Origin of the sequence: Hungatella sp. SL.1.14 (assembly GCF_024460495.1) — a bacterium.
Classification (GTDB): Bacteria; Bacillota; Clostridia; order Lachnospirales; family Lachnospiraceae; genus Hungatella; species Hungatella hathewayi.
In genome coordinates this window covers 30,854-57,509 of record NZ_JANFYJ010000004.1, presented here as the reverse complement: position 1 = coordinate 57,509, position 26,656 = coordinate 30,854, and the positions used below count along the sequence as shown (strand labels likewise).

Annotated in this window: 19 protein-coding genes; 14 read left to right on the top strand and 5 right to left on the bottom strand. The window is 51.6% G+C overall.

Going from position 1 to position 26,656, the window contains the following annotated elements:
* The first annotated feature begins 8 nt into the window (after positions 1-8).
* The 6 genes from NE473_RS05700 (at position 9) to NE473_RS05675 (ending at position 7,160) form a co-directional block, all read left to right on the top strand.
* On the top strand, positions 9-908 hold the full coding sequence (locus NE473_RS05700) for a DUF4397 domain-containing protein (RefSeq protein WP_006775102.1): 900 nt from the start codon (positions 9-11) through the stop codon (positions 906-908).
* A 107-nt stretch (positions 909-1,015) separates the two neighbouring features.
* Positions 1,016-1,441, top strand: a complete 426-nt coding sequence (locus NE473_RS05695; protein WP_006775103.1) for a GntR family transcriptional regulator — start codon at positions 1,016-1,018, stop codon at positions 1,439-1,441.
* Entirely contained in the window at positions 1,407-2,306 is a 900-nt protein-coding gene (locus tag NE473_RS05690) for an ABC transporter ATP-binding protein (protein ID WP_022032045.1), read from the top strand. Before NE473_RS05695 ends, NE473_RS05690 begins: the two co-directional genes overlap by 35 nt.
* Positions 2,281-4,470 (top strand): DUF6449 domain-containing protein, encoded by a 2,190-nt coding sequence (locus tag NE473_RS05685; RefSeq protein ID WP_055649732.1) that lies wholly within the window; start codon positions 2,281-2,283, stop codon positions 4,468-4,470. The genes NE473_RS05690 and NE473_RS05685 overlap by 26 nt, the downstream gene beginning before the upstream one ends.
* Positions 4,471-4,528: 58 nt before the next feature.
* Positions 4,529-5,008 (top strand): zinc ribbon domain-containing protein, encoded by a 480-nt coding sequence (locus NE473_RS05680; RefSeq protein WP_022032047.1) that lies wholly within the window; start codon positions 4,529-4,531, stop codon positions 5,006-5,008.
* A 214-nt stretch (positions 5,009-5,222) separates the two neighbouring features.
* On the top strand, positions 5,223-7,160 hold the full coding sequence (locus tag NE473_RS05675) for an LTA synthase family protein (RefSeq protein WP_022032048.1): 1,938 nt from the start codon (positions 5,223-5,225) through the stop codon (positions 7,158-7,160).
* A 105-nt stretch (positions 7,161-7,265) separates the two neighbouring features.
* Here NE473_RS05675 and NE473_RS05670 read toward each other — a convergent pair whose 3' ends face one another.
* Positions 7,266-8,369 carry a DUF362 domain-containing protein gene (locus NE473_RS05670; RefSeq protein WP_022032049.1) on the bottom strand — a complete coding sequence of 368 codons (1,104 nt, stop codon included), beginning with the start codon at positions 8,367-8,369 and terminating at the stop codon, positions 7,266-7,268.
* A gap of 169 nt (positions 8,370-8,538) precedes the next feature.
* Here NE473_RS05670 and NE473_RS05665 point away from each other — a divergent pair, with 169 nt between their 5' ends.
* A complete protein-coding gene (locus NE473_RS05665; protein ID WP_006775110.1) occupies positions 8,539-9,819 on the top strand; it encodes an O-acetylhomoserine aminocarboxypropyltransferase/cysteine synthase family protein in 1,281 nt (426 codons plus the stop codon).
* 44 nt (positions 9,820-9,863) lie between these two features.
* The gene (gene cls, locus NE473_RS05660) at positions 9,864-11,414 is read left to right on the top strand and encodes a cardiolipin synthase (protein ID WP_022032050.1); all 1,551 of its coding nucleotides are present in this window, start codon (positions 9,864-9,866) and stop codon (positions 11,412-11,414) included.
* A 42-nt stretch (positions 11,415-11,456) separates the two neighbouring features.
* Here the strand turns inward: cls and NE473_RS05655 are convergent, their stop codons facing one another.
* Genes NE473_RS05655 through NE473_RS05640 form a run of 4 tightly spaced genes read right to left on the bottom strand, consistent with a single transcriptional unit; the run spans position 11,457 to position 17,986 of the window.
* Positions 11,457-12,590, bottom strand: a complete 1,134-nt coding sequence (locus tag NE473_RS05655) for an SLC13 family permease (protein ID WP_055649731.1) — start codon at positions 12,588-12,590, stop codon at positions 11,457-11,459.
* Between the two features lie 25 nt (positions 12,591-12,615).
* A complete protein-coding gene (locus NE473_RS05650; protein ID WP_242866095.1) occupies positions 12,616-14,484 on the bottom strand; it encodes a heparinase II/III domain-containing protein in 1,869 nt (622 codons plus the stop codon).
* Positions 14,481-16,109 carry a response regulator gene (locus NE473_RS05645; RefSeq protein WP_055649730.1) on the bottom strand — a complete coding sequence of 543 codons (1,629 nt, stop codon included), beginning with the start codon at positions 16,107-16,109 and terminating at the stop codon, positions 14,481-14,483. The genes NE473_RS05650 and NE473_RS05645 overlap by 4 nt, the downstream gene beginning before the upstream one ends.
* A complete protein-coding gene (locus tag NE473_RS05640; RefSeq protein ID WP_256265181.1) occupies positions 16,106-17,986 on the bottom strand; it encodes a cache domain-containing sensor histidine kinase in 1,881 nt (626 codons plus the stop codon). Before NE473_RS05640 ends, NE473_RS05645 begins: the two co-directional genes overlap by 4 nt.
* A 425-nt stretch (positions 17,987-18,411) precedes the next feature.
* Here NE473_RS05640 and NE473_RS05635 point away from each other — a divergent pair, with 425 nt between their 5' ends.
* The 6 genes from NE473_RS05635 to NE473_RS05610 all read left to right on the top strand — a co-directional run bounded on the left by NE473_RS05635 (position 18,412) and on the right by NE473_RS05610 (position 26,610).
* A complete protein-coding gene (locus NE473_RS05635; protein WP_039893337.1) occupies positions 18,412-19,776 on the top strand; it encodes an ABC transporter substrate-binding protein in 1,365 nt (454 codons plus the stop codon).
* Between the two features lie 126 nt (positions 19,777-19,902).
* Complete coding sequence (locus tag NE473_RS05630; RefSeq protein ID WP_171038712.1) at positions 19,903-20,970, top strand: carbohydrate ABC transporter permease; 1,068 nt, start codon at positions 19,903-19,905, stop codon at positions 20,968-20,970.
* A gap of 17 nt (positions 20,971-20,987) precedes the next feature.
* Complete coding sequence (locus NE473_RS05625; protein ID WP_022032057.1) at positions 20,988-21,824, top strand: carbohydrate ABC transporter permease; 837 nt, start codon at positions 20,988-20,990, stop codon at positions 21,822-21,824.
* Between the two features lie 20 nt (positions 21,825-21,844).
* On the top strand, positions 21,845-23,746 hold the full coding sequence (locus NE473_RS05620) for a glycoside hydrolase family 2 protein (protein WP_055649728.1): 1,902 nt from the start codon (positions 21,845-21,847) through the stop codon (positions 23,744-23,746).
* Positions 23,706-24,887 (top strand): glycoside hydrolase family 88 protein, encoded by a 1,182-nt coding sequence (locus NE473_RS05615; RefSeq protein WP_055649727.1) that lies wholly within the window; start codon positions 23,706-23,708, stop codon positions 24,885-24,887. Before NE473_RS05620 ends, NE473_RS05615 begins: the two co-directional genes overlap by 41 nt.
* Before the next feature lie 16 nt (positions 24,888-24,903).
* Entirely contained in the window at positions 24,904-26,610 is a 1,707-nt protein-coding gene (locus NE473_RS05610; RefSeq protein WP_055649726.1) for a DUF2264 domain-containing protein, read from the top strand.
* Positions 26,611-26,656: the final 46 nt, after the last annotated feature.

The following is a 26,656-nucleotide window of genomic DNA, read 5'->3' as shown; positions in this document are numbered from 1 at the left end:
GGGGCAATATGGACACTTTATCTTATATGCAGAATGACGCAGATACACCAGTGGTTCCGCTGCCAAACCCAGGCGAAGGCGGACCGGTACCCGATGGAGAAGCGGAAGGCAATTTCCCGGTGGTTCCGCTGCCGAATCCCGGAGAAGGAGGACCCATTCCTGATTTTGACAATGGCCAGACACCGGTCATTCCGCTGCCGAATCCCGGAGAGGGCGGACCGCTCCCGACTTTTCCCAACAGGCCGAACAATGGGATCTGGGGATCGATTATTACCGTTTTCCCGAGACCGATCATTCCCTGTTACTTCTGCAGCACCACTCAGTACGGCGTCGTCCGGTTCTTAAATGCCGCCGCCGGATATAACCCATTCATCATTTACATCAACAATCAGATGGTAGTGAACGGTCTGGACAATGCGGAGGTCAGCCAGTACGGCCGTGTGTCCTCCGGCATGCAGACGGTCACCGTATCAGGACAGAACGGCTACGTCTATATCCAGAAGCAGATCAATGTGCCGTTAAACGGCGCGGTGACCGTCGCCATCATCAATACCAACAGCGGCCTGGACTTAATGGAGATTACAGATTCTAACTGCAACGGCGGCCTGAATACGGGATGCTTCCGCGTATGCAACTTATCCAACACCAACCGCAGCGTCAATGTGACGTTAAACGGCGGTGCAGTTACATTCCAGAATGTGAATTACCGCGAGGTTACCAGCTTCCGCTATCTGCCGGCCGGATATTACACGGTTTCCGTCTCCAACAGCACGTCGTTTTCGGGAAGTCCGCTGCTGACCTCCAACATTTACATCAGGGGAAATGTTTCCTATACACTCTATGTGTTCAACTGGAACAATTCTCAGGATGCCATCAGAATTCTGATAGTGGAAGACAGACGGAACTAAGGATCTGCTCCTGTTATTTCTTTTTTCAGCACCTCCGGTTGACAAACCGGAGGTGTTTGTGTATACTAAGTGTATTAGATGTACTAATACAGTATAGGAGGTGCCATATGATTCTGCTGGATTATAAAGACCGCAGACCGATTTACGAGCAGGTCGTGGAGAAACTGCAGGACCTGATGATATGCGGGGTCTTAGAACAGGACAGCCAGCTTCCGTCAGTCAGGAGTCTGGCGACGGAATTGTCCATTAATCCCAATACGATACAGCGGGCTTATGCGGAACTGGAACGACGCGGCTTTATCTATTCCGTAAAGGGACGGGGAAGCTTTGTATCGGATACGAGTTCCATACGGGCTCTGAAGGTGAGCGAACTCCGGAAGGAGCTGGGGAGCTGGCTGTTGGAGGCGAGAAATGCCGGGGTGACGGAAGATAAGGTTCACTGCTGGGTCGCCGAGGACTGGAAGGGACAAAAATCTATGGTAAGGGAGGAAGAACAGCGTGATAAAAGCGGAAAATCTGACGAAACGGTTTGATGACATGACCGCCGTGGATCATATTAATGCGGAGATCAAAGATGCTTCCGTATTCGGTTTAATCGGAACCAACGGGGCGGGAAAAAGCACATTTTTAAGGATGATGAGCGGCGTTCTAAAGCCTGATGAGGGGAGCGTCACGATCGACGGTGAGAATGTATTCGAGAGGGAAGAGGTCAAACAGCGGTTCTTCTACATATCGGATGAGCAGTATTTTTTCAGCAATGCGACGCCTCTGGAGATGATGGAGTTTTACAGCCGTGTCTATCCGAAGTTTGATAAGACCAGATTTCACAAACTGCTGGCCGGTTTTGAATTAAACGGCAGAAGAAAGATCAATACGTTTTCCAAAGGCATGAAGAAACAGCTGTCTGTGATCTGCGGAATCTGTACGAATACGGATTATCTGTTCTGTGATGAGACGTTTGACGGCCTGGACCCTGTGATGAGGCAGGCGGTAAAAAGCTTATTTGCGGGAGATATGGCGGAGAGGAATCTGACTCCCATTATTGCTTCCCACAATTTGCGGGAGCTGGAGGATATCTGTGACCATGTGGGTCTCCTTCACAAGGGCGGTATCCTGCTGTCAAAGGATCTGGATGATATGAAACTCAATATTCATAAGATCCAGTGTGTATTGAGAGAGGGAATGGATGCGGACGACTTAGTGGCTTTTGAACGGCTTAAGACGGAGCGGAGAGGCAGGCTCATCACCATTACCGTGAGGGGAAGCCGGGAAGAGGCGGAACGCGTGATAGAGTCCTATGCTCCGGTATTTTATGAGATTATTCCATTGTCCCTGGAAGAGATATTTATCAGTGAGACGGAGGTGGCTGGATATGACATCAAAAAACTTATTCTTTAATCTGATGAGGGAGGATTTAAAACGGCGCCTCTGGGCGGTGGCCCTGACCTTCTTAACCTTCTTCTTTTCCCTGCCGGTGGCTGTGGCTTTAACTCTCAGCGAAAGCAGAAACATGGAGGAATCGTATCAGGGCATGCTGCACAGCGCCCGGTCGGTACTCGGCTTCAATAATGGGTTTATCGCTGTGATTATCGTGCTGCTGTCCCTGATTTTGGGGGTTACCAGCTTTTCCTGGCTGCATTCCAGAAAAAAAGTGGATTTCTACCATTCGCTGCCGGTAAGACGTGAGAAGCTGTTTTTCGTAAATTACCTGGATGGGGCGCTGATCCTGTTTTTTGCCTATGCGGTTAATTTACTTCTGGGTTTACTGGTTGCCATGGTGAACGGAATCGCACCGGGAGACGTGATACCGGCGGCATTCGGGGCGTCAGGCTTCCTTTTCCTTCATTTTGTGATGCTGTATTCTGTGACCGTTCTGGCCATGGTGCTGACCGGTAATATTCTGGTGGGAATTCTGGGAACCGGCGTGCTTCATCTGTATTTTCCGGCTCTGCTTCTGCTCCTGGACGCTCTGTATCAGGAATTCTTTAAAACCAGTTATCACGGAGGCAGCCGTATCGCATACAGACTGCTGGATAAAAGCTCTGCCTTTACCCTGTATGTCAGCAATTACTCTGCCTTTATGAATGGAACGAACGGCCAGAGCCAGATCTTAAGAATCGGCGCCGTCATTCTTGTCACTGCAGCGGTTACCGCGGTTTCGGTCCTGCTTTACCGCATGAGGGGGTCTGAGGCAGCCGGAAAAGCCATGGCCTTTAAGGTAAGCCAGCATATCATCCGCATTCCGGTCGTGATCCTGTCCGCGCTCTGCGGGGGACTGTTCTTCTGGTATCTGCATGACAGTATCGGCTGGGCAGTGTTTGGACTGATCTGCGGTCTGCTGCTGTCACACTGTACGATCGAAATTATCTACCATTTCGATTTCAGAAAACTGTTTTCCAGCAGGATCTCCATGGCGGTGTGCGGACTTTGTGCCGCCCTGGTGTTCTTCGGCTTCCAGTTCGATTTATTTGGATATGATAAATACATACCAAAGCCGGAGTCTCTGGAGTCGGTGGCAGTTTCCCTGAACAATATGGAATACTGGGTGGATTACGGAAGCGCGAAACTGGATGACGGCTCCTATTACTGGGATTATGAGTCCCCCAGTGATTATCTTTTCTCGCGGATGCGGATTACCGATACAGACACGGTGCTGGCTCTCGTTTCCGATGCGGTCAGCCAGGTGGAAAGGGAGAAGAGACGTGATAACGAGTGGAATTCAGAGTATGGAAATCGTTACATCAGCTTCTCCGTCAAGTACAATCTGAAGAACGGCAGAGAAGTATACCGGTCCTATTCCGTTTACGGTAATAAGGAATATGATCTTGTTAAGAAAATCTATGACAGCCGGGATTACCGCATGGCGGCTTATCCGGTGATGGAACAGACTGCGGAGAATACCGGGAAGATCAGGGTGAAGCAGAGCAGCTGGACCAGGGAAGTGACGCGCGGCGGCGGCAGCGTAGAGACGGATTACGTCGATCTGATATTAAGCACTTATCAGGAAGAGATGGCCGCCCTGACTTCAGCGGTCATGGAGAGGGAAAATCCGATCGCCCAGATTCAGTTTATGACCAACGACCAGGTTATGGCGGAAAAATTAAAGGATCAGGATACTTATGCCTGGAGATACAACAGTGGTATTGACAGAGGGTATTATCCGGTTTACCCGTCTTTCAGGAAGACGATCGGACTGCTTAAGGAGTGCGGAATAGAACTGAACGACGGAATCGGCACGGGCGAGGTAGTAAGGGCGGATATCGATCTTTACCAGCTGACAGACGATGACAGCGGCAGGTACTACGATAAGGAGAACGTTTCCCAGCTTACCGTTACGGATCAGGAGGAGCTGGCTGCCTTGATGGAGACGGCCAGACTGGAGGATTATGCAAACTTTAATCCCTTCAATGAACAGGAGAACCGGATTGTCTTTACCGCCGTGATTAAAGACACCAGCGGTCAGACCAGCCATGAATACAGCATACGGAAGGCAGATCAGCCGGAATTCTTAAAGAGGGAGTCGGAACGGTTTAACAAAGAAGTGGAAACAGTCTTTGATTGACTTTTTCCTCCAATGACGATAAAATGATAAGAGCGACAAGTCAAAGGAGGAACTACGTATGGCATTTTTGGAAGAACTGGGTAAGACCCTTACGGATACCGGCAAAGAAGTGGCTACAAAGGCTAAGGCACTTACGGAGACGATACAGTTAAAGACACAGATCAGCACGGAGAAGACGAAGCTGGAGGAAGCCTACGCCGCGATCGGAAGGATCTATTATGAATCCAACCGTGAGCCGGAAGAAGCCTATACCAAGGTGTACGATGCCGTTAAGACGTGCAGGGAACGGATTGCGGCTCTGGAGATCGAACTGACCCAGAGTGAAGGAAGCCGGATCTGTGCGGTCTGCGGTGCAAAGGTTCCGAAGGATTCCCTTTACTGCGGCAAATGCGGCGCGCCCATCAAGGAAGAGGCTGCGGAGAGTGAAGACGTGAACGCCGCGGCGGAAGAAGAGGCGGCTGCCGAGGAAGAATCTGAACGTCCGGCCGGTGTTCCTGCGGCGGAAGAGGATGCATTCGTTCCGACAGAAGAGTATTGATGAAAAACAAAAAGAGTGAAAGTAACAGAAGTGCTGTGCGGGATATCCTGCGCAGCACTTCGTCATGTTACGGTTCATTTTGTGGGCGGCAGTATGCCGTCCTTTACAATTTTCCTAATTTTTACAAACAGGTATGTAAATTTTAAGTAAAGTGTGGTAGACTAAATCCGGTTCTAAAGATTTGAAGTACGATGAGGTACAAAGGAGATCCGCCATGAAGGCATATGGAAAACGGCTGGGGAAGATACTGGTTCTGGCAGCTGTTTTAAATTTTTTGATTGAGTTTATCAGCAGGAAGTCGCTTACTGTGCTTTTGGCCTATGTGCTGGAAAGCCCGCTGGTCTTCCTTTTGAATACGTGTATCATCGCCCTCCCGTTTACGGTGCTGTTTTTTACGAAGCGCCGGGTGTTTGGGGCAATCGTGCTGTCGATCCTCTGGCTGGGGATGGGAGTTGTGAACGGGATACTCCTGATTTTCAGGACGACTCCGTTTACGGCAGCGGATTTCAGGCTGATTAAGTATGCGGCAAACATTGCGACTACGTATTTTACCTGGATGCAGCTGGTTATGATTGGGGCAGCCCTGGTGGTGGTTGTGGTCTTCTGCGTGCTCGTATGGCGGGCTGCGCCGGTCAGCCGGGAAAAGGTAAGCTTCGTCAGGAGCGCGGTGGTCGTGGGGATCAGCGCGGCAGTGGTTCTGGGGCTGACGACGGCCGCCATGAATACCGGGCTGGTGGCCGTGCGCTTCGGCAACATCGGGGAAGCGTTTCAGATGTACGGGTTTCCCTACTGCTTTGCCAATTCCATGTTTAATACGGGAATCTCGAAGCCCGAGGATTACGGGACGGAGACGATTGAGGGGATTAAGGCGGAAGAGCTTGTTCCGGAGAATACATACGCCGTCTCGGCAAATACGAAACCAAACGTTATTATGATCCAACTGGAATCGTTTTTTGATCCGCTGCTGTGGAAGAAGAATCCGGTGACGGGCAATCTGAAATCCGGTACAGAGGAGGACTACGATCCCATCCCGTTTTTTCACCGGCTTCAGAAGAGTTATCCCCACGGATATTTGAATGTGCCTTCCGTGGGTGCGGGGACTGCCAATACGGAATTTGAGGCCATCACGGGGATGAATCTGGACTTTTTCGGACCGGGGGAGTATCCCTATAAGACCGTGCTGAAAAAGACCTCCTGTGAGAGTGTGGCCTTCGATTTAAAGAATCTCGGCTATTCGGCTCACGCCATCCATAACAATGAGGCGACGTTTTATGACCGGAACAATGTGTTTGCCCAGATCGGGTTCGATACGTTTACGCCGATTGAGTACATGAACAATATTGAGAGGAATCCGGCCGGATGGTGCAGGGACAAGATTCTGGTTAAGGAGATCATTAAAACCCTGGATTCCACTGAAGGTCCGGACTTTATTTATACCATATCGGTGCAGGGACACGGGAAGTATCCGGATTTTGAGTATTACTGTGAGCAGATTCATGAGATGGATGATTTTATCCGTTCGCTTGTCAATACGCTCCGCACGCGGGAGGAACCGATCGTCCTCGTCATGTACGGCGATCACCTCCCCAGCTTCGAATGGACGGCGGATGAGATGATCAACAAATCCCTGTACCAGACGGAATATGTGGTCTGGAACAACATGAATCTTCCCAAGAAGAGAATGGATGTGGAGGCGTATCAGCTGGCGGCCCATGTGCTGGATATGCTGGGAATACATGAGGGAACCATGATGCGCTTCCACCAGAATTATCTAAACGGCGGCATGGAGGATGAGGAAACGTATCTGGCTGATATGAAGGCGCTGGAATACGATATCCTGTACGGAGACCGGGAGGTTTACGGCGGGGAAAATCCCTATCAGACCACGGATTTACAGATGGGAATCGATCCCATCACCATCGATGATATCGTGTATAACGATTCCAATATTCTGGTGTACGGAGAAAATTTTACGCCTTATTCCAGAATCTGCCTGGATGGAAAGGCGGTGGAGACCACCTTTGTGTGGCCGGAGCTGATCATTGCCAAAAACATTCCGGAGAAAAAAGTCACGGATGCCGATATTACAGTGTGGCAGATCGGAAGGGATAAGATTCCGCTGGGAGAGAGCGCAGGTACCAGTCATAAATGAAAAAGAATGTCTGAAGGAGATCGGGGATCGTGGTCTGATCCTGTTTCCTTCAGGCATTCTTTTTGATTGTAACGGTGATTCCGCTGATTACAACGCGTTCGGCACTTAAATTGTAATCAGTTCATATTCCTTAGTTCCAAGGCCGATTTTTACTCCGTGTTCTACCGCAGTCTTCCAGTTGGTATCGGGGTGAACGTCTGTAAAGTGGTCGTGGTGTTTGCTGCCGTGCTTTTCCAGAATGCTTCCGGCAATGACCGGCTGGCGGTTGACAGCGTCCACACAGGCCATATCGAGAGCCACCGGGTCGAAGGAAGCGAACATGCCGACGTTAGGGATAATCGGGATATCGTTCTCCGAGTGGCAGTCACAGTTTGGCGATACGTCTGTGACAAGGCTGATATGGAAGCAGGGACGGTCTTTGACGACTGCATACGTATATTCTGCGATCTTGCAGTTTAAGATGTCGTTGGACTCGTCGCAGTCTGTCTCCACGGCATCCACCGGACAGACGCCGACACACCGGCCGCAGCCGACACAGCGGTTGTGGTCAATGGAGGCCTTTTTCTCCTGGAAGGAGATGGCTCCGTGGGCACAGTTTCTCTCACAGGCGTGGCAGCCGACGCAGGTCTCCTGCGCTACGTGAGGTTTCCCGGCATTATGCATCTCCATCTTGCCGGCGCGGGAACCGCAGCCCATGCCGATGTTCTTTAAGGTTCCTCCGAAACCGGTACTCTCATGGCCCTTGAAGTGGGTCAGGGAGATGAAGATATCGGCGTCCATAATGGCACGGCCGATTTTGGCTTCCTTTATGTAATCACCGTCGATGGGGACCAGTGCCTCATCGGTGCCCTTTAAGCCGTCGGCGATTAAAACGTGGCAGCCGGTTGAAAAGGGAGAGAATCCGTTCTCGTAAGCGGTGTCAAGGTGATCCAGGGCGTTCTTGCGGCTTCCGACATAGAGCGTGTTGCAGTCGGTCAAAAACGGTTTTCCGCCGTTTTCACGGATTAAGTCTGCTACGACCTTTGCGTAATTGGGACGGAGAAAGGAGAGGTTGCCCAGTTCTCCAAAATGGATCTTGACAGCGGCGTATTTGTTTTGAAAATCAATCTGCTCCATTCCGGCTGTTTTAAGAAGCCTTTTTAATTTCTGCGGCAGGTTTTCTGAAAATGTGGTGTGAAAATTTGTGTAGTAAACCCTTGATTTATCCATGTGCACCTCCTGTGCGTGATTGATAAAATTTTCCATTTAGATATTATACTGTAAAAGGAGATGGAGTTCAAGCTGTTTTCGCAACTCCCGAGGCCAGGTTATTGAATTATGGAAAATTATGTGATAAACTAGGGAGAAAATATGTTTTAACAACACAGGAGGAAGAATCATGAGCCAGAAGAAGCGTTCCAGAGAGACAGTCTGTATTCAGGGCGGATGGCAGCCAAAGAGCGGAGAACCCAGAGTGCTTCCGATCTATCAGAGTACAACATTTAAATACGACGACAGCGATAAGATGGGAAGGCTGTTTGACCTGGAGGATGAGGGATATTTCTATACCCGCTTAGCCAATCCGACGAACGACGCGGTGGCATCAAAAATATGTGAACTGGAGGGCGGCACAGCCGCGATGCTGACGTCTTCAGGACAGGCAGCGTCATTTTTCGCCATCTTAAATATCTGTGAGGCGGGAGATCACGTGATCAGTTCCGCGGCAGTCTATGGCGGAACGACAAATCTCTTTACGGTGACGCTTAAGAAACTGGGAATCGATTCGACGCTGGTGGATCCCGATGCGTCTGAGGAAGAGCTGGAGAAGGCATTTCAGCCGAATACAAAGGCTGTTTTTGGAGAGACGATTGCAAATCCGGCCCTGGTGGTTCTGGATATTGAAAAATTTGCAGCGGCTGCTCACAGACACGGCGTACCGTTAATCATCGACAATACGTTTGCAACTCCGATTAACTGCCGTCCCTTTGAATGGGGCGCCGATATCGTGACCCATTCCACCACAAAGTACATGGATGGCCATGCAACCAGCGTGGGCGGCTGCATCGTGGACAGCGGCAATTTTGACTGGGAGGCCCATGCGGAGAAATTCCCGGGACTGACCACGCCGGATGAGTCATATCACGGCATTGTCTATACACAGAAGTTCGGAAAGATGGCTTATATCATGAAAGCCACAGCTCAGCTTATGCGTGATTTAGGCTCCATACAGTCCCCGATGAACGCATTCCTTTTAAATCTGGGGCTGGAGACGCTTCATCTGCGCGTGCCGCGCCACTGTGAGAATGCGCTTCGCGTGGCGGAATACTTAAAGTCCCGCGATGACGTGGAGTGGGTGAACTACCCGGGATTACAGGGAGACAAGTACTATGAGCTGGCACAGAAGTACATGCCGGACGGAACCTGCGGCGTGATTTCCTTTGGACTTAAGGGCGGACGCGATGCGGCTGTCGCATTTATGGACCGTCTGAAGCTGGCGGCTATCGTTACTCACGTTGCAGATGCGCGTACATCCGTGCTTCATCCGGCGAGCCATACTCACAGACAGCTGACCGATGAACAGCTGGTGGAGGCTGGTGTGGATCCTTCCATGATCCGTTTCAGCGTCGGCATCGAGAACGTGGATGATATTATCGAAGATATCCGCCAGGCGCTGGAATAGAGAGATACGATGTGTAATGATTGATACAGGAGAGGAGACAAAGGATGAAGAAGGCTAGAAAACTTTTAAGGATCATATTCGGGCGGACTGCGTTTGTGGTGATGTCGCTGCTGCTGCAGATCTCGATCCTGCTTGCAGGCTTCCGCTTCCTGAGTCATTACATGGTCTATATTTACGGAGGCTTTACGCTGCTCAGCGCATTTGTAATCCTCTATGTCATAAATAAGGATGAGAATCCAAGCTTTAAGCTGGCGTGGATCATTCCGATTACGGTGATTCCCGTGTTCGGCACGCTGCTTTATCTCTTTTTGGAGCTGCAGTGGGAAGGAAAGATCATTAACAGAAGGCTGCGGGAAAATATCGCGGCCACCCAGCCGTATCTGAAGCAGAATCCCCGTTACATGGAGCAGCTGGCAAGAATCAGCAGAAGCAATGCGAACCTGGCCGCCTATATTGAAAACTCCGGCAGCTATCCGGTCTACGGCAACACCAATGTGAAGTATTACCCGCTGGGTGAGGAGATGTTCGAAGACATGAAAAAGGAGCTGGAGAAGGCGAAACGCTTCATTTTCATGGAATACTTTATCGTGGAACGCGGGGAGATGTGGGACAGCATCCTGGAGATCCTGGAGCGCAAGGTGTCAGAGGGCGTGGAAGTGCGGTTTATGTACGACGGCATGTGCTGCCTCGTCCTCCTTCCGTACAGCTATCCAAAGGAACTGAGGGCAAAGGGCCTAAAGGCGAAGATGTTTGCGCCGATCAGACCGGCCCTGTCCACCTACCAGAACAACCGGGATCACAGAAAGATTTTGGTGATCGACGGCCACACGGCATTTACAGGCGGCATTAACCTGGCGGATGAGTATATCAACCGGAAGGTGCGCTTCGGCCACTGGAAGGATACCGGCATCATGCTGAAGGGCGATGCGGTCACCAGCTTTACGATGATGTTCCTCCAAATGTGGAATATTACGGAGAGGGAACCGGAGGATTACGGAAGGTATTTAAGAGATCCGGAGTTCTTCTATCCGCCGGAGCTGTCCATGGAGGGCTTTGTGATTCCCTACGGCGACAGCCCTCTGGATCAGGAGACGGTGGGAGAGCTGGTGTACCTCGATATTATCAACACTGCCAGAAGCTATGTACATATCATGACGCCATACCTGATTCTCAATTATGAGCTGGTACAGGCCCTGCAGTTTGCGGCGAAGCGGGGGGTCGAGACGATTATTATCATGCCTCACATTCCGGACAAGGTCTATGCGTTCCTGCTGGCCAAGGCACATTATGAGGAACTGATCAAGGCGGGAGTGCAGATATACGAGTATACGCCGGGCTTTGTACATGCAAAGGTCTTTACCAGCGATGATGAGAAGGCCGTAGTCGGCACGATCAATATGGATTACAGAAGTTTGTATCTGCATTTTGAATGTGCGGCTTATATTTACCGCAATGAGGTGATTCAGGATGTGGAGAGAGACTTTAGGGAGACGCTGGCGCAGAGCCAGGTGATTACTCTGGAGGAGTGCCGGCGTTATCCGTGGTATAAGAAGCTGGCGGGACGCGCGCTGCGGCTGTTTGCCCCGCTTATGTAGAACCGTAGTACGGCGATGGCTCCGTACTGCGGAGGGCCGCTTCTACAGGAAGCAGGCCGCCGTGTACAGAATCAGGAAGAATACAATATTTATCGCAGTGAATACTGCCAGGTAATGGGAAACCTTATCTGGCAGTTCTTTTATGTAAAATTTCAGAGAGATCAGGCTGGCCAGCGAGGCGATCGGCGTGCCCAGGCCTCCGAGGTTCGTCCCGAGAAGAAGCGATTTCCAGTCGGAGGTGAAACCGGAGAGAAGCACCGCAGCCGGCACATTGCTGATCAACTGACTCGTCAGCGCAGAAAACAGCACCGGATTCCGGCTCAGAACCTCTGCCATAAAGCTCTTTAATCCCTGAAGCTGCCCCATATTGCCTGCGAACAGGAAGAAGCAGACGAAGGTGAGGAGCAGAAGGTAATCCGCGGTCCTAAACAGCTTCCTGTCGAAGAGAAGGAGGCAGACTACGGTGACTGCCAGCGCGATCCGGTAATCCAGAATGCGGAAGACGGACAGGAGACAGAGAAGGAAGAGGAACAAAAAGACGGCGGGACTGGCATGCTTTTCCTGTGTCACCTCCGGCGCATCAAAACGGATCTGCATGGAGATCCGCGGAATGCGGAAAACTGCTGCGGTCAGGAGCACGAAGCTCAGTGCGGCCAGGGGCAGCAGGACTGCGAAGAAACGGCCTGCCGGGATAGAAAAACGCCCGTACAGGAAGAGGTTCTGCGGATTTCCCACCGGAGTTGCCATGCTCCCAAGGTTCGCCGCCACGGTCTGGAGCACCACGATCCAGGCCATATGCTTCTTTTCACCGATCATGTCCAGAATAAGGATTGTAAAGGGGACAAAGGTCAAAAGTGCCACATCGTTGGTGATCAGCATGGAGCAGAAGAAGGGAAGCATAACCAGCATCCACGAGAGCTGCCGGAAATTATTCTCGCCGGAGAGCAGCTTCCTCGCCATCAGGACGAAGAGACCACACTCCTGAAATCCGGCCACCACCACCATCAGGCAGAATAAAAGCGCCAGGACACGGAAGTCCACATAGCCGATATAGGCGGAGGAGGGCGGAACGAGAAACATGGAAAAGACGGCGCAGACCAGGGAAACGGTCAGTATCACATCTTTTTTTGCAGCGGCCAGAATCCGGCCGCCAATGGTTTTCAAGGTTATATTCAAGGGAACAGCCTCCTTACACCGTGCATCAGGCGATCGTCAGGGTCAGATCGCGGGCCTCCATCGTGACGAGGCAGCGGTACAGACTGTGTTTCCAGGCTGTTTTCAGACGCTCATCAGTAACCGGAATCTCTTCCGACGTGATGGAGGAAGCGCCTTCCACTGTACAGATGCCGAGATCACCGATCCGGATCGTATTCTGATGGATGGACGGCTTCTCACAGAACATCAGCGACAGGACGGCTGTGCCGCCATCGCCCTCATAGTGGTCCCGGATGGTGATGGATTTCTCCTTGTCCAGGACGGCACTGCGTGTGTAGGAACGGATGCGGTCGTCAGGATAAGCCTTCGCGATGTCCATGGAGATCCGGCAGACGTCTTCGCCCAGCTCATACCGGACGTCTTCGGCGCGGTAACGCCCGCCGTCCTGCTGGACCGTCTCCCTGCCGTGATCTGTAAAGGAAGGCAGGTTGTGGTACCGTGACTGCATGGTCCAGATATCGTAACGGTCCGGGGAGAAGGTCTTCTTCGTGTAGGTTTCCACGCCGGCGTCGATAAAGAGCGGTTTGCCGTCTTTGTATATGGTGAAGCTGCCGACGTCGTTGTGATTGTGGCTGTCGTCGTTGTCGCCGCCTTTTACGGCGAGACAGAGGCGGCTGCCGCGGGCGATGAAGAGGCCGACGCTTTCGTAATAGAGATCCTTATGAGCGATTACGGGATTCCTGTCTGATTCCATCATTTCCTCATGAGAGAACACGGTCTGAAGACGGTAGAACAGGTTGTGCTCATCGAGCGTAAGCGGGTCCTCGCTGTTCTGGTAATCGGAGGCGGCGAATTCCATTAAAGCCCGGTTATCGGTCCGCTTACCAAACAGATATTCCCTGGCATTGCAGCGGCCGGCCACGGGAGAGCAGTCCGCGAAATTGACGTAATAAATCGAATCCACGTGAACATTCAGGATGTAGGAGGCGATATTTCTGATCTTTTCCTGCTTCCAGGCAAAGGAGAATGCGTGATCCGTGATTCCGTTCAGGATTTCGAGGCAGCCGAAGAGGCAGAGTCCTGCGTGGCGGTAATACTGGGCGCCCTCATCACAGCAGCCGTCTTCCCCGTACTCATCCAGAAAGTAGTCGATGCTTCTGGCTGCCCTGCAGAGAATCCTGGTCTGTGTCTCACTCGGGAGAGGCCTGGTGAAGGCGGAGAGCAGCACGTTCTGAGTGCACCAGACCGTCCAGTTGTTCATGTGGCTCTTTCCATCGCCCATCCACCAGAAGTGCTCTTCGAGATAGGGGGTAAAGATCCGCGTCTCCAGTTCGTGGCCGATCATGACAGAGAGGAAGGGGCTTACTTCGTTTAATTCGCTGCGCAGCAGATATTCTGCCACAGCGAGGATGGAGGCGGTCTCGGCTGCGAATAAGTCGATCACGGGCCTCGTGACGTCGGGAAGCGGGAACTGGGGCGTATCACGGATATAGGAGTTGTGGGCCGGAAGCTGCCATGCGTTTTCCTCGCAGATTAAGTAAAGGCCGTTGATGATATCGTCGAGGAAACGGCCGCGGTGTTCCACACATTCCGCGAGGACCAGGGTATCTAAGGCGGTCCGTCTGGCGAACAGCCGGTCCTGGTAGCGGCTCCTGTTTCCATTGCGTGTAAATTCCATGAAATCCACGGCGGTTAAGGAGGGGTATTCGTAGTGGAGATACTGCTCTCCATTTTTAATCAGACGTGCTTTTAAGTCTTCCGAAAGCTTTTCCCAGGATTCCCTGTCAGATGCCGGAGGGCAGGGAGTGAACAGGGTAAGCGGCTTCTGAAGCTTTTGGGCCGCCTCAGTGATCATGGCTGCCGCCATGGGCGTCCCGGTTAATGATGTCTCAGTTATAGCTGTATCTGCAATCATAGTGTGTCTCCTTGTTCTCCATCGGGACCGATGGTGTTTTGCTGTATATATTCTCGCGGAGAGATGCCCTCCACCTTTTTAAATACCTTGCTGAAGTAAAAAGCGCTCTCAAAGCCCAGTCTGTCTGCCACCTCATAGATCTTCATATCCTGTTCCAAAAGCATGCTTTTGGCCTTTGCGATCTTCGCCTGCGAGATGTATTCGGAGAAGCCGACCTGACAGTTTTTCTTGAATAAAATGCTTAAGTAGTTTGGACTGAGTCCGAAGACGCCGGCCACCTCATTGAGGGAGAGGCGCTCATTTACATGGCTGACTATGTATTTCTGCACATTTGTGATGACGTGAGCCTTGTATGTCTTTCTCTTGGATTTTAACACCTCACACAATCCGTCGCGCAGGATCATCATCCATTCAATGATCTGATCCACGCTGGTAAAACGGTAGATGGAGCGGTATCCGTCGCTGTAGGAGGAGAAAATCTCCATCATGTTTTCCTCGCCGTCGGGCAGCAGGGAGAGAGCCAGGTAGAGAATGTTGCAGGCTCCGTCCACGGCCTGAAGGAAACGGAGCGGATGGGCTTTAAACAGTTCGATGATCTCGGAGAGCGTCCGGTAGAGGACATCGGTGTCGAATTCGTCGAAGGCCTTGGTGATATCGTTTTTAAACACAGCGATGTTGAACGCGTTTTTGACGGACTCGGTGTCATCCTGGGAAAATTGGCTGATGGGAGCCGTGGTGGTTGCCCGTCCGAAGGCCTGCCGCGCGTCCTGATAGGATTCGCAGATCTTTAGAGGCTGTTCCACCGGGGTGCCGATTCCGGCCAGCACGGTGACGTTAAAGTAATTATGGACCATCTCCACTGCATTTTTGACTGCGCTCTGAAGCTGCGCGGCGTTTCCGTCCTCCTGCTTCGCCGCGTGGAAAATCACGGCAAAATGCTTCATGTCCAGAGAGATGGCGTAACAGGGAAGGTGTTTGTTCAAAATGTCCCGGGCCATGGAAAATGTGCTGCTGCAGAGATTCATAAGCTTTGTGTGGTCCATGGCTGCATGAGCTTCCTCCCGAATCTCAAACAGGGCGGCGCAGTAGCAGGCATCCGTAAAGGCCAGTTTTAAATCCTTTGCCTGAAGGAGGAACTGTTCTTCCGAATCGAAGAGGTTGTGCAGCAGGCGAAGGATGAATTTGTCGTAGTAGCTCTGAAGCAGAGGGCGGCCGGGGTCTTTGGCTTTGACAACGGCCTGAAGGTTTTCCAGCCGGTTTTTCGCCTTCTTCACGGCATCTGCCAGGGAGGAGGCACTCAGTTCCAGCTTGATTAAGTAATCGACGGCCTCATAGGTCATGGCCTCCTTGATCAGCTGGAATTCCTCATAGCTGGTCAAAAAGATGAACAGGGGGATCCTGCCGTATTTTTCACGGCAGGTTTTTGCAAGCTCCAGCCCGTTCATGATCGGCATGCGGATGTCGGTGATTACAATCTCCGGGGAGTATTCTTCAATCAGCTCCAGGGCATTGGCGCCGTTCATGGCGGTACCGCAGACCTCAATGCCGTATTCCTCCCAGTTTATCATGGATTTGATCCCGATCTGAACCAGAGGCTCATCATCTACAATCAGTAATTTTATCATAATGTCTCCTTTATTTTATAAGGGCGCACAATTGTCATGGTCGTGTAGACACCCGGTTCGCTGACAATGGTGATTCCGTATTCCGGTCCGAAATCGTATTGAATTCTCCGGTTTACGTTGCTGATCCCTACATGGCGGAAGAAATCAGTCTTGTTTTTGCCGGAGCTGTCCTCCTCGTGAAGCACGGCCTCGATGGTTTCTCCGGTCATACCGACTCCGTTGTCAGTCACGCTGATTTTCAGCACTTTCTTTCCATTCATGGTATCGGACGTTACGGATACCGTGATGGCGCCTGCGGTTCCCTTCGGTTCGATTCCGTGGAACAGCGCGTTCTCAATGATTGGCTGGAGCGTGAAGCGGTGGATCTCACAGTCGTAGAGCTCGTCCGATTCGATGTGGTAGTCCATGGTGATGCTTCCGCCGTACCGGTACTGCTGAATCAGAAAATAATCCTTGACCAGATCCAGCTCCTCCCGCAGTGTGACCATGGAGGAGGTTCCCTTGGAAACATTCTTTAACAGTCTGGCCAGGGCCGTCGTCATGTCAGCGATGCCGGTGGCATTCTGGATCGTGGCCATCCATTTGATGGAATTCAGTGTATTATAGAGGAAATGCGGATTGATCTGGCTTTGCAGAATCTGGTATTCCAGATCTTTTTTCTGCTTTTCGTCTGACACCCGCTTATCCATCAGGGTGACGATGTTCTCCGACATATTGTTGATACCGCGTCCGATGGAGCCCAGTTCGTGGTTCCATTCGATCTCGCTGTCCCTGGAGAAATCCCCGTCCGCGATGGCATCAATCTTTAAACTGAGCCGTTTGATGGGCTGGCTGATGATCTTATTTAAAAGAACGGTCAGCAGACAGCCGAGGGAGATGATGACCGCACTGATCCCGACGATCAGCAGGAGGTAAACCATACGCTGCTGGTTAAACTGCTGCCGGGATAAAACCTGAGACAGATACCAGCCGTCACTCCCTTCCACCTCGACAGGCCGCCGGACCAGCATCCGCTTTTCCCCTTCCGGTGAGACCACGGAAAATACCTGTGTTCCGGGATCCAGCGTGGCAGTGCCGGTCACAGGCTTAAAATCGGTATAGGGCATGGAGGGATCGTCCCAGGTGCGCCTGGAGGAACCGTACGTCTTATCACCGATCGTCAAAAACAGCTGGCTGTCGTCGGCCTGGGGGTAGGACGCCAGGTAGTCCGTAAACAGGCGGGAGGAGACCTCCACATAGGTCCAGCCGATGACCTCCAGGCTGTATTCATCGTATACGGGCCGTACGATGGGAATGATCTTTTCATGATTGGCATTGGAGATCGGATCATCCACCACTCCGATCCATCGAAAGTCGGAGCTTTCCAGCAGGGGCGCAAAAAACCTGCTGCTGCTGACCCGCGCTGCGTCAAAGGAGCTGGAGTAGTTGGCGCTGGTCATCGACTGCAGGAAGTTGCCGGTGTTTGGGGTGGAGATGATGACGCGGGCCATATATTTCTTTCCCCCGGCGCTTCCGGAGGTTATGTATTCCTCATTCAGCCTTTTATAGGCGGACAGGGCCAGCGGCCGCAGCCCCTCCGTGTCTTTGGAAGCCGTCGGGAGCTTCGGCTGGTCCTTCAGCCGCTCCAGATAGTGGCCGACCTCGCTGTTGGAGCAGCACCATTTGGTGAACGTGACGATCTCCTTCATATCCTCCGCCATGTTGCCGCTGATGACGGAAAGGTTGAATTCCGTGGACTGAATCTGGTTTTTCATTAGAAAAGACTGGAACACGGAGTAGCAGACCGCCATGGTGATGACGGCAATCAGAACCGTGATTGCAGCCGTTACGGCCATGATTTTTCCACGGATCGAACTGGGAAAAAATTTCTTTATCATAAGGATGAGTTCCTCTCTCTGCAGATTTCTATATACAAAATTAGACTATTTATTGTAAATTGTCAATGAAAAGTGAGGAGGTATTTCACGAAAAACAATACAATATGTATACAATAGAGAAATTGTATTATTAATCGTAAAAAAGTACATTGCCAAGGGGGTTATGAAATAATTGTGAATAAATAATGAATATTTTATGAGATAAAATCCATTCTTTTCCGCCGGTGATCCGGTTATAATTTAGTTAACAGTTCAGCCATGCGGCAGTTTGGACGGAAAAGTGTGTTGAAAGCTTGCTTGCATAAGCACTTTTTTGTTCAAACTGACATAGGGCGGAACGCCCGGGCTTCTTGTTTTCATGCTTTTTGAAAACAAGAAGATGCATGGCTGAACTATTTACCAAATTCAAATCAGGAGGGAATACAATGAAAAAAAGAGCATTAAGTCTCGCACTTGCAGGAGCGATGGTGGTTACCACACTGGCGGGCTGCGGAAGCGGAAGCAAGGAAACAACAGCTGCACCGGAAGGAACAACAGCGGAGACAACTGCGAAGGCAGAGGCACCGGCGGATACGACGGCTGCGGCTTCAGGAGATAAGACAACCCTTAAATGGTCTGTCTGGGATATCAGCTCCACGACCTACTATCAGCCGCTTATCGACGAGTTCGAGAAGGCCCACCCGGATGTTACCATTGAAATGGTAGACTTGGGATCCACCGATTACCAGACCGTACTGGCCACAGAGCTTACGGGAAATGGCTCCGACTTCGACGTAGTAACCGTAAAGGATGTTCCGGGATACATGACCCTGGTGAACAAGGGCGTGCTGGAGCCGCTTGACAGCTACATAGCAGACTCAGGCGTCGATCTGGCTCAGTACAAGGGACTGACTGATCAGATCACGGTAGACGGCAAGTTATACGAGCTTCCATTCAGAAATGACTTCTGGGTGCTGTTCTACAACAAGGACGTGTTTGATAAGGCCGGAGTTGCCTATCCTACCAACGACATGACGTTCGATGAGTATGACAAGCTGGCAAGATCCGTAACCGTTGACACCCCAGGCCAGGAAGTATACGGCGCTCACTACCACACATGGAGATCTGCCGTTCAGCTGTTCGGTATCCTGGACGGAAAGAATACGATTCTGGACGGAAAGTATGAGTTCTTAAAGCCATACTACGACATGGTTCTTGCAGAGCAGGAAGACGGCGTATGCCAGGATTACGCAACTTTAAAGACCAGCGGCCTTCATTACTCCGGCGCATTTGCCCAGGGCAACGTAGCGATGATGAACATGGGAACCTGGTTCATCTCCACACTGATCGAGAAGATCAAAACAGGCGAGTACACAGACTGCACAAACTGGGGAATTGCAAAGTATCCTCATGCTGACGGCGTAGAGGCCGGTTCCACACTGGCAACCATCACCTCTCTCGCAATCCCGACCAACGCACCTCATAAAGATCTGGCCTGGGAGTTTGTAAACTTCGTAAGCGGAGCAGAGGGAGCAGAAGTTCTGGCAGCAACCGGAACAATCCCGGCTGTTATGACAGACGAGGTAGCGAACCTGGTATCTGCAACAGAAGGTTTCCCGAAGGATGACGACACCAGTGTAGACGCTTTAAATACTGCAAATCTGTATCTGGAAATGCCGGTACATCCGAAGAGCTCTGAGATTGAGACCGCACTGAACGAAGCACATGATGCAATCATGACAGGAAGCATCTCTGTCGATGACGGAATCACACAGATGGATGAGCAGGTAAGCGCTATCCTGGCTGAATAAAAAGCGCAGACGACAATCAGGCTACATCACGAGGCGGGCAGAATAAAAGCCCGCCTCATTTAAAGAATCCCCTCTGAATTGGAAATCGAATCACGGAATGGTAAATAGGAAAAGGAGGAAAAGCCGGTGGCTAAGACATTAACGGAAACACAGAAAAACGAAAAAATTGCCGCGCTGCTCACAAAGCGTGAGGCTCTGGAGCGTGAGCTTAAAAATACAGAACAGTCACATAAGAGAAACAAGCTGATCTCTCAGATTGAGACGACAGAAGAGAAAATTAAGAAGGTTCGCACGGGAGAACGGTTTACCAGACAGGAAAAGAGAAACATGGTGGCATATTCCTTTATCGCCCCCAACTTCATCGGATTTGCGGTATTTACCCTGGGACCGATTATCTTTGCTTTTGTACTGGCGTTTATGAAGTGGGATGGGAACAGCCCCATGGAGTTTGCCGGAATTAAGAACTTTGTACAGATGGTTGGGAACGCCAGATTCCGGGCTTCCTTTGTCAATACGATCGTCTACTGTCTTGCGACGGTGCCGTTTACGCTGGCCTGTGCGCTGGGACTTGCGGTCCTGTTAAATCAGAAGGTAAAGGGACGGAATTTCTTCCGTACCGTCAGCTTCTTCCCCTACGTAGCGTCGCTGGTGGCCGTGGCTGCCGTATGGAACATGCTTTTCAGTCCCCAGAAGAGCGGTCCCGTCAACATGATTTTATATCAGCTGGGCGTATCTGCCAAGAGCCTGCCGAAATGGGCGGCCGACCCCCACTGGGTCATGTTCACCATCGTACTGTTTTCCGTGTGGAAGAACATGGGCTATTACATGGTCATCTATTTAGCAGGTTTACAGGGAATTAACGCCGAGCTCTATGAGGCGGCCAGCTTAGACGGCGCAAATTCTCTTCAGCGTTTCCGCTATATCACATGGCCGCAGCTGCAGCCGACGACGTTCTTCGTCACGATTATTTTAACGATTAACTGTTTCAAGGTTTACGATATCGTATACATGCTGGCCGGCGGTTCCAACGGTGTCGTCAGCACCTCGGCCATGGTTCTCGTCTACCATATTTACGAGGAAGCGTTCCGTAACTGGAATCTGGGTTACGCCAGCGCGGTTGCCATGGTATTGTTCCTGATGGTCCTTGTCATCACGCTGATTCAGTTCCGTGGTGAGAAGAAGTATGCGAATTAAGGAGGGCAGGAAGAGAGATGAAAGTACAAAGCACAAATTATAAAATCAGCCGGGTTATCCTCTATGCAGTCTTAATTGCCCTTGCATTTCTGATGCTGGTACCGTTTGCATGGATGCTGTCTGCCTCATTAAAGTTAGACAAGGACGTATTTATTTTCCCGATTCAGTGGATACCGGAGAATCCGAGATGGAGAAACTACATAGACATCTGGACGAAGATTCCGCTCATGAAATTCGTTTTAAATACGATCAAGATCACATTAATCGTTACATGCCTGCAGCTGCTGACCAGCAGCTTCGCAGCCTATGCGTTTGCAAAGCTGAATTTCAAGCATAAAAATGCGCTGTTCCTGGCCTATATCGCAACGATCGCCGTACCGTGGCAGGTATACATGGTTCCGCAGTTCATGATGATGAGGCGCTTCGGGCTGAACGATACGCATCTGGCAATCATCTGCCTCCAGGCATTCTCTGCCTTTGGCGTGTTCATGATGAGACAGTTCTACCAGGGAATCCCGGATGAACTCTGCGAGGCGGCCAGAATCGATGGTATGAATGAGTATCAGATCTGGGCAAAGATCATGCTGCCGCTTTCCAAGCCTGCGCTCTCCACACTGACGATCTTCACATTTGTCAATACCTGGAATGACTTTTTAGGGCCGCTCATTTATTTGAAAACGGAAGCCAAGAAGACGCTTCAGCTGGGATTGAAGATGTTCTTAAGCCAGTACAGCTCAGAATACGGACTGATTATGGCTGCATCCGTACTGTCCTTAATTCCGGTGCTGATCGTGTTCCTGGCACTGCAGCAGTACTTTGTGGAAGGCATCGCGGCGACTGGCGTAAAGGGCTGATCAGGAAAGGACCGGTTTCGATGGAAGAGATCAAAAATTTCGTGGATAATATTCATAATGAGGCATACAAAAACGCTTATTCCGCTCCCTTAATCGGGGCGGAAAGCCTGATTATGCAGGGTGGGAGAACGGAAGAGAGCCTGGATGGACTCTGGAACTTCTCACCCGATCTGTATGATAACTGCCTTCGGGCCAAATGGTATCTGGAGGAGAAAACGAATGAGGAAGGACGTACGGTGCCCCTCGACTATGCATTTGACGACTGGGAAACCGTACCGGTTCCGGGCGTCTTCAATCTCGCAAAACCGGAATATTTTTACTATGAGGGACCGGCGGTTTACAGCCGCCGGTTTTCTTATGAGAGACGGGAACATGAGCGGGTATTTATAAGGTTCGGAGCGGTGGCCGGCGAGGCGCGGGTGTTCTTAAACGGCTGTTTCCTGGGCGTTCACAGAGGCGGTTCCACGCCTTTTTGCGTGGAGGCGACAAAGAATCTGAGGGAAGGCGGGGACAACCGGCTGATTGTTGTGGCGGATGGGACCAGGCATCAGGCGGATGTGCCGTCTCTCAACACGGACTGGTTCCCGTATGGAGGAATCTACAGGAGTGTGTCTCTCGTCCGTCTTCCTGAGGTTTTTATTCAGGATATGAAGGTGGGACTGAGCGGCAGGCGGGGACGGGAAATTACGGTGGAAGCTACGGCGGAAGGGGCGGCCGGAAGCTGTTTTTCTGATTTCAGCGCATTTTTTGAAATACCTGAGATTGGAGTCTGTGAAATCATGGATTTTAACTCCGGCGGCACGGGGGGCCTAAAACTGAAGGTTCCGGAGCTGGAGCTGTGGAGTCCTGAGCATCCGAGGCTCTATACCGTCGTGCTTACGCTGTATGACGGGGAGAACCGGGCTATCGACCAGATCACGGACCGCGTTGGCTTTCGGACCATTGAGACGGAGGGGCGTTCCATCCTTTTAAACGGAAGGCCGCTGTTTCTGCGAGGCGTCTGTCTTCATGAGGATTCCAAGGATCACGGAAAGGCGGTCACAAAGGCTGAGATACGGGAGGCGTTTTGCCTGGCAAAAGAGATGAACTGCAACTTCGTCCGTCTGGCCCACTATCCCCACACCGAATGGGCGGCGCGGCTGGCCGACGAGGAAGGCCTTCTTCTGTGGGAGGAAATCCCCGTATATTGGTGGATCGATTTTGCAAATCCGGATACATGGAAGCAGGCGAAGAGCCAGCTGGGCGAGATGATGAAGCGGGATGCAAACCGGGCCAGCGTCATCATCTGGTCGGTTGGAAATGAGAATCCGGATACGGATGAGCGGTACCGTTTTATGGCGGATCTGGCGGAGTATGCGAGAAAATCTGATCCGTCCAGACTGATTTCCGCGGCCTGTCTGGTGGACACTGTGAACCTGCGGATCGCGGACAGGCTGGAGGCACATCTGGATGTGATCGGCCTCAATGAGTATTACGGCTGGTACGATCCCGATTACAGCAAGCTGGGCACCATACTGGAACAGTCTGCGCCGGAAAAGCCGGTTATCATCAGCGAATTCGGCGCTGACGGAGCATTTGCGGCTGAGGAAGGCGGCGAGGAAGAACGGGCTGGAAGCGGAGTGACAGCTGGCAGCAGTGCGGGGCGTGTCAGGGGATCTGTAAAAGAACAGATGGAGATTTATGAAAATCAGATTGCCATGTTCCGGAAGATTCCGTATATTCAGGGAACGACGCCCTGGATTCTGTTTGATTTCCGGACACCGAAGCGGCTGGGAAAGTACCAGAAGGGATATAACATCAAGGGACTGATGACAGAGGACAGGAGTCGGAAAAAACCGGCATTTTATCTGATGCAGAACTATTACAAGGAGGTTTTGGAACATGAAAGAGGAGACCATCAGGCGTCTGAAGGAAAAGAATGAGCTGTCTAAAGAGGCGTGCCGTCAGGCCATGGATTTTGCCGCAGGACAGGTGAAGGAAAATCTAAAAGAATTTACGCATTCCTTTAAGAAGGCGTACAGTGAGGAGGGGTTCTACAGGCCGACTCCCAATGTCAACTGGACGACGGGCTTCTGGACCGGCCAGATCTGGCTGGCCTATGAGTGGAGCGGGGATGAGGCACTGAAGCAGGCGGGAGAGATTCAGATCGACAGCTTTTATCAGCGAATAGAGAGGAAGCAGGATGTGGATCACCATGACATGGGATTCCTCTACAGCCCTTCCTGCGTCGCAGGATATAAGCTGATTGGAAGTGAACAGGGAAAAAAGGCGGCCGTCATGGCGGCGGATCAGCTGATCACCAGATACCATCCGACGGGAGAATTTATTCAGGCGTGGGGACCGATGGATCAGCCGGAGAATTACCGGTTTATCATCGACTGTCTGCTGAATCTGCCTCTGCTCTACTGGGCATCGGAGGAGACCGGCGACGAAAAATACCGGGATATCGCAGAGAAGCATATCCATACGGCGATCGCCAATGTCATCCGTGAGGACTATTCCACATGGCATACCTTTTTCATGAATATGGAGACCGGGGAACCCGATCACGGGGCGACCTGCCAGGGATACCGGGATGGCTCCGCGTGGGCGAGAGGCCAGGCGTGGGGAGTCTACGGTACGGCGATGGCTTACCGCTACACGAAGCGGGAAGAGTATATCGACGATTTTAAGCATGTAACGGGATATTTTCTGGATCATCTGCCGGAGGATCTTGTGCCCTACTGGGATCTGGAATTCGGAGACGGTTCCGGTGAGCCCCGGGATTCTTCCTCTGCCTCCATTGCCGCCTGCGGAATGCTGGAAATGGCCAGATACTTAAAGGAGGAGGATGCAATATACTACACCTCCCTTGCTGAGAAAATAATGAAGTCAGTCGTGGAGAACTACGCGGTTAAAAGCCCGGAGGAGTCGAACGGACTGGTCCTGCACAGTACTTACTCCAAGAAATCTCCATATAATACGTGTACTCCGGAGGGAGTCGACGAGTGTAACATCTGGGGCGATTACTTCTATATGGAAGCGCTGACAAGACTTTCGAAGGATTGGAATCCATACTGGTAGAGGAGGCGGAAGGAACATGAGATTAGAGACAAAACAGGATTTCCGGGACTGGATGTTTTCCGTTCTGAATCCTTTAAAACCACTGTACAGCGAGGGCGGAGCCAGGCTGCATCTGGGAGACAGCGGAGTAACCTATCCGGAGGTCAGCATCGAGATGGAAGCATTTTCCCGGCCGCTGTGGGCTCTGGTTCCCTTCTGGAAGGGCGGAGGAGACGGCTTTGAGGAACTTTATCAGAAGGGACTTAAGAACGGAACCGATCCGGATCACCCGGAATACTGGGGCGGCTTTACGGATTACGACCAGCGGTTCGTGGAAATGGCGGCCATCGCGAGCGGAATGATCTTTACGCCGGAAAAGGTCTGGGAACCACTTGGCGAGGAGGAACAGAACCACCTGGCAGGCTGGCTTTACGGCATCAACGGGCATATCATACCGGACTGCAACTGGCAGTTTTTTATGATTCTGGTCAATGTGGCGCTTAAGAAGAACGGCTGCCGCTATGACGCGGAAAATCTGCAGTCCGGTCTGGATAAGATCGAAAGCTACTATCTGGAAGACGGCTGGTACCGGGATGGAGCGTCGGGACAGAAGGATTATTATATCTCATTTGCCATGCATTACTATGGACTTCTGTATTCCGTGGCAATGGCTGATGAGGACCCGGAACGATGCGCACGGTTTAAGGAACGGGCTGAAATCTTTGCCGGGGATTTTATCTACTGGTTCGATGAGGATGGGGCGGCGCTTCCTTATGGAAGGAGCCTGTCCTACCGGTTCGGTGAGGCGGCATTCTGGTCAGCCTATGTGTTCGCAGGTCTTGATGAGATTCCTGTGGCTGTGGTAAAGGGAATTCTCGCCCGCCATTTGAACTGGTGGTGCGGGCAGAAGATCTTCGACCGGGACGGCGTGCTGACCATCGGCTACGCGTATCCAAACCTGATTATGGCAGAGCGCTACAATGCGCCGGGGTCGCCGTACTGGGGAATGAAGACGCTTCTGTGCCTGGCGCTGCCGGATGAGCATCCGTTCTGGAGCGTGGAAGCGGCGCCGCTTCCTGCTCTGGCAGAGGTGAAAATGATGCTTCAGGCCAATATGATTGTGCAGCGGCGCGGAAGGGATGTGACCGCTTATCCGGCCGGTGTATGTGAAAAATACGGTCACGGCCATGTGCCGGAAAAATACTCTAAATTTGCATATTCCACGAAATTTGGATTTTCCGTGGCCCGCAGCCAGATCGTGCTTCATGAGAATGCGCCGGATTCCGCGCTGGCTTTCGTAATCGACGGCGACGATTACGTGTTTGTCAGGAAGGTAAGCGAATCCTATCATATCTTTGCGGACCGGGTGGTCAGCGACTGGCAGGCGTTTCCGGGAATCAGAGTGACCTCGGTGGTGATACCGACGGAGTACGGACACATGAGAATCCACGAGGTGGAGAGTGATTACGACTGTACTGCCTATGACTGCGGCTTTGCTGTGGAGAAGTTTACAGAAGGGTATGGAGAGTTGGCGGAAGGAAAGACCGCCTCCGTGTCCTGGGAGAAACAGGGCTGTACCGTATCCGGCGAGGGGCCGGAGGCTGCCGGCGTCGTGATCGGGGCCGATCCCAATACGAATGTGCTCTATGCGAACGCCTCCATTCCTGCGGTTGCGTACAGGATTCGCAGGGGGGAGAAGATACGGATTGAGACGAGGATTGAGACGTTTGTGAAGGCGGATTAATCCTCAGGCATGGTTCAGGAAGAAGGCATACAAATACCAGCCGTTT